5 protein-coding genes are annotated in these 4488 nt (G+C 58.4%); 2 read left to right on the top strand and 3 right to left on the bottom strand.

The features are described 5' to 3' along the window. The 3 genes from ACIQ2T_RS12085 to tldD all read right to left on the bottom strand — a co-directional run. A partial coding sequence (locus ACIQ2T_RS12085) for a P-II family nitrogen regulator (protein WP_397591032.1) occupies window positions 1-170 on the bottom strand: 170 nt, incomplete at its 3' end. A gap of 170 nt (window positions 171-340) precedes the next feature. Continuing rightward, window positions 341-1045 (bottom strand): endonuclease/exonuclease/phosphatase family protein, encoded by a 705-nt coding sequence (locus ACIQ2T_RS12080; RefSeq protein ID WP_397591031.1) that lies wholly within the window; start codon window positions 1043-1045, stop codon window positions 341-343. 58 nt (window positions 1046-1103) lie between these two features. Then, window positions 1104-2531, bottom strand: coding sequence for a metalloprotease TldD (gene tldD / locus ACIQ2T_RS12075; RefSeq protein ID WP_397591030.1), 1428 nt, complete (start codon window positions 2529-2531; stop codon window positions 1104-1106). A 200-nt stretch (window positions 2532-2731) separates the two neighbouring features. Between tldD and tgt the strand changes: the two genes are divergently transcribed. Both tgt and ACIQ2T_RS12065 read left to right on the top strand, forming a co-directional pair. Continuing rightward, window positions 2732-3871, top strand: a complete 1140-nt coding sequence (gene tgt / locus ACIQ2T_RS12070; RefSeq protein WP_397591029.1) for a tRNA guanosine(34) transglycosylase Tgt — start codon at window positions 2732-2734, stop codon at window positions 3869-3871. Window positions 3872-3874: 3 nt separating this feature from the next. Then, the coding region (locus ACIQ2T_RS12065; protein ID WP_397591028.1) for a DUF294 nucleotidyltransferase-like domain-containing protein at window positions 3875-4488 on the top strand (614 nt) is incomplete at its 3' end.

The raw sequence follows: 4488 nt of genomic DNA, 5'->3' as shown, positions 1-4488 counted from the left end.
GGCACCATGTTGGTTGCATATTCAGCCCCGCGGTAAATTTCGGTCTGACCCTTCTGCCTGCCAAAGCCTTTAACCTCAGTCACAGTCATACCCGACACACCAAGCGCGGTGAGCGCCTCGCGTACCGGGTCCAGCTTGTGCGGTTTAATAACGGCTATAATATATTTCATGCACACCCCCATTTGGTTTGTGCAGTGCAATATGCAAACGTCGTGCCAGAAAACGCAAAGGACGCGAAACGGGGGGTTTTAAGAATATTGCAGCAGGAATGTGCGCGCGACTCGCATATTAATTGCCTATTATTTAATCAGAGATTTATCACTGCCTAATATTTAAGCATTTAACCAAATTGCAGCTCCGCCCATAAGGGTAAATGGTCCGACGCTTGCTTCGACAAAGGCGAGATATGGCAGTCAGCAGCACTGACCTGCAGATCATGGCTGACGATGATGCGGTCGAGACGGGCAACGGGGCGCGAGGTGTGAAAGCTTTTGGGGGTGCGCACCAACCGGTGATGGTGAAAGGCAAGCTCGCTCAGCGCGCCACTGTCCGACCATTGGTTGAAATCGCCCATCATCACCGTTGGCATATGAAGCGGGTTGGCATCAATCGCGGCGAGCAATGCGCGGATCTGCTTGCGCCGCCACAGGCCCGACAGATCGAGATGCACGCCGATCACGCGCAACGGATGCCCGTTCACCGAAAGCTCCGCCATCACCGCCCCGCGCGGTTCCAGCGTTGGCATGTCGATAGGCTCGGCACGGCGAACCTCAATCCCCTTGCGCACCAATATGGCATTGCCATGCCAGCCAATCGCCGCCGGACGAAAATTCAACGGCACGGGCACATAAGGCGTCTCGGCCTCCAACATCGCCAGCGGCAATGCACTAACCCGCGCGCCAAAGCGGCGGTCGACCTCTTGCAGCGTCACAATATCGGCATCGATTTCATTCAGAACCGACAGGATGCGCGCAGGATCCCGGCGTTGATCCAACCCCACCGCTTTACGGATATTATAGGTCGCAACCTTGATCGCGTGACTCATTTTGGCATCATGCGGTCACATCGGCCATATACGGGTTCTGGCCGAATATGTGCATTGATCAGCCAGCCGTGCCGCCCACCGTCAGCGCGCTGACCAAAGTGGTTGGTTGGCCAACACCAGCCGGTACGCTTTGCCCCGCCTTGCCGCACACGCCAACGCCTTCATCCAGCGCCATGTCATTGCCAAGGCCGATGACCTTATTCAACGCGGTTGGGCCATCGCCAATCAAGGTCGCGCCCTTGATCGGGTCGCCAAGCTTGCCGTCCTTGACCAAATAGGCCTCGGTGCAGCTGAACACGAATTTGCCCGACACAATGTCGACTTGCCCGCCGCCAAAGCTTTTGGCGAAAATGCCGTTTTTGACGCGGCTCAACAATTCGGCTGGGTCGTCATTGCCGCTGCGCATAAACGTATTGGTCATGCGCGGCATCGGCGCATGGGCAAAGCTTTCGCGGCGGCCGTTTCCAGTGGGTTCGACACCCATCAGGCGAGCGTTCATGCGGTCCTGCATGTACGCGCGCAAGATACCGTCTTCGATCAGGACATTTTCTTGAGTCGGCGTGCCTTCATCATCAATCGACAGCGACCCGCGCCGGTTCTGCATCGTCCCGTCATCGACGACCGTGACACCGGGCGCGGCAACGCGCTGCCCGATTTTGCCAGAGAAGGCGCTGCTGCCCTTGCGGTTGAAGTCGCCTTCAAGGCCATGGCCCACCGCCTCATGCAAAAGCACACCGGGCCAGCCGGGTCCAAGCAACACCGTCATTTCGCCAGCAGGCGCAGCGACCGAGCGCAAATTGGTCAGCGCCTGCGCCAATGCGACGTCAATCGCATGTTCCCATTCATGCTCTTCAAACAATTTGTCATAGAGAAACCGCCCGCCAAAGCCGTAATTTCCGGTTTCGCGGCGTTCGCCATCTTGCGCGACAACGCCGACATTGAGGCGCACCAAAGGCCGCACATCGGTGGCGACAAAGCCATCGGCGCGGACGATTTCAACGACGCTCCAGCTGGCCGACAGGCTGACGCTGACTTGCGCCACACGCGGGTCACGTGCGCGAGCGGCGGCGTCGATTTGCTGGCACAACGCAACCTTCTGCGCAAAGGGCACCAGTTCAAGCGGATTGCCGTCGGTGTATAAATGCCGGTTGTTCTGACGCGGTGGCGGTGCAGGTTGTTCCTTGGCAGGATCCAACAGCTTCAGCGTTTCGCCAGCACGGCGGATGGCAGATTCGCTCATGTCATTGGCGTGGCTGAACCCGGTCATCTCGCCCGACACGCCGCGCAGGCCAAAACCCGACCCCGTCGAATAATCCGCCATTTTCAAGCGGCCATCGTCAAAGCCGAAACTCTCGCTCGCGCTATATTGCAGGTACAATTCACCATCATCGCATGCCTTCAGCGCGTCACGCGTTATACGCTGCGCCGCGTCAGGGTCGAGAAGGCCGGGTTGGTAAAGATAGGAGCGTGGGTCTGTGTAAGTCATCCGGCCTATATGGGACGGTGCGGCGGCGGTTGAAAGCCTAATCTCTCAATTTCCGACCGAACGCCGCAAGTAAAATGCTGGAACCGAAGGCGGGCAGCGCACAAACAGGGTCAACATGACGGGGGAGGAAATTACCCGTTGCCGTTGAATAAACGCAAAGTTGGTTTTCTCAAACGCATTACCCCCCTAAAGCCCACCAGATGACCACGCGATTCCAGTTTTCGATTTCCGCCACCGATGGCAAGGCCCGCACGGGCAGCATCCAGATGTTGCGCGGCGAAATCCGCACGCCGGCGTTCATGCCGGTTGGCACCGCCGCAACCGTTAAGGCGATGCGCCCTGCCGAAGTCCGCGCAACCGGCGCCGACATCATCCTTGGCAACACCTATCACCTGATGCTGCGCCCCGGCGCGGAGCGTTTGGCGCGGCTGGGGGGCTTGCATCAATTTTCGGGATGGGATCGGCCGATCTTGACCGACAGCGGCGGCTATCAAGTCATGAGCCTATCGGCATTGCGCAAGATCACCGAAGAGGGCGTGTCGTTCCAAAGCCATTTGGACGGGTCAAAGCACATGCTGTCGCCCGAACGCTCCATGGAAATTCAGCGCTTGCTTTGCTCCGACATTGTCATGGCCTTTGACGAATGCCCCGCCAATGGTGTCTCGCTTGATAAAGCGATTAAGTCGATGGAACTGTCGATGCGCTGGGCGAAGCGTTCACGCGACGGGTTTGACAGTGGCGGCGAACATGCGGAGCGCGCAGCCTTGTTCGGTATCCAGCAGGGATCATTGGACTCAGAATTGCGCAAGCGATCCGCCGATGCGCTCATCGACATTGGCTTTGACGGCTATGCCGTGGGCGGCCTTGCGGTGGGTGAAGGGCAAGAGGCGATGTTTGGTTGCCTCGATTATGCACCCGACCAATTGCCCGCCGACCGACCACGTTACTTAATGGGGGTTGGTAAGCCCGATGATCTGGTCGGCGCGGTGGAGCGCGGTATTGATATGTTCGATTGCGTATTGCCCACACGGTCAGGCCGCAATGGGCAGGCGTTTACGCATCATGGCCCGATCAACATCCGCAACGCCAAATTTGCCGAGGATCAAGGGCCAATTGACGACCTTTGCTCTTGCCCCGTGTGCGCGACATGGACCCGCGCTTATGTGCATCACCTGATCCGTTCGGGCGAAATATTGGGCGCGATGTTGATGACTCAGCACAATCTGCATTATTATCAGATGCTGATGGCCGGCATGCGTGCGGCGATAGCGCAAGGGCGCTTTGCGGCTTTTGCCCAGGATTTCCGCCGGGATTATCTGTACAATAAAGACAAAGGATAAAATATGGAGCGCGTCGCAGAAGCCATCGCACGCGCCCACGCCAACAGCCCGTTTCTGGCGGGGTTGATGGACCGCAACGCAGACCTCATGCCGCTCATCCACGCAGGCGACTTTGACGCCGCTCTCGCCAATGCCCTCGCCCGCAGCGCGGACTTGGTCGGCACCGCATTGCGCAAGCAAAGACAAGGCGTCGCGCTGGTCACGGCTATTGCTGACCTAGCTGGCGTCTGGGACCTGACCCGTGTGACGCATATCCTGTCGGATTTTGCCGACCATGCACTCGACCAAGCCATAGAGGCCACGATACAAGAACGTATGCCGGGCGCACCCAATCAAGGTTTTGCCGTTATCGCTTTGGGCAAGCATGGCGGGCGGGAGTTGAATTATTCGTCGGATATTGACCCGATATTCCTGTTTGATCCCAAAACCCTGCCCCACCGCGAAGAGGAAGATGTGGCGGAGGCTGCGGTGCGTTATGGCCGCCGCGTGATTGCGCTTTTGTCGGCGCTCGACGGCGACGGTTATGTGTTTCGCGTCGACATGCGGCTACGCCCCTCGCCTGAGGTCAGCCCAATCGTCCTGCCCGTCGAAGCGGCCATTGGCTATTATGAATCGAG

Source organism: Sphingorhabdus sp. (assembly GCF_044357595.1).
Lineage (GTDB): Bacteria > Pseudomonadota > Alphaproteobacteria > Sphingomonadales > Sphingomonadaceae > Sphingorhabdus_B.
Note: the sequence above shows the minus strand (reverse complement) of the source record. Positions and strands in the feature narration are given on the sequence as shown.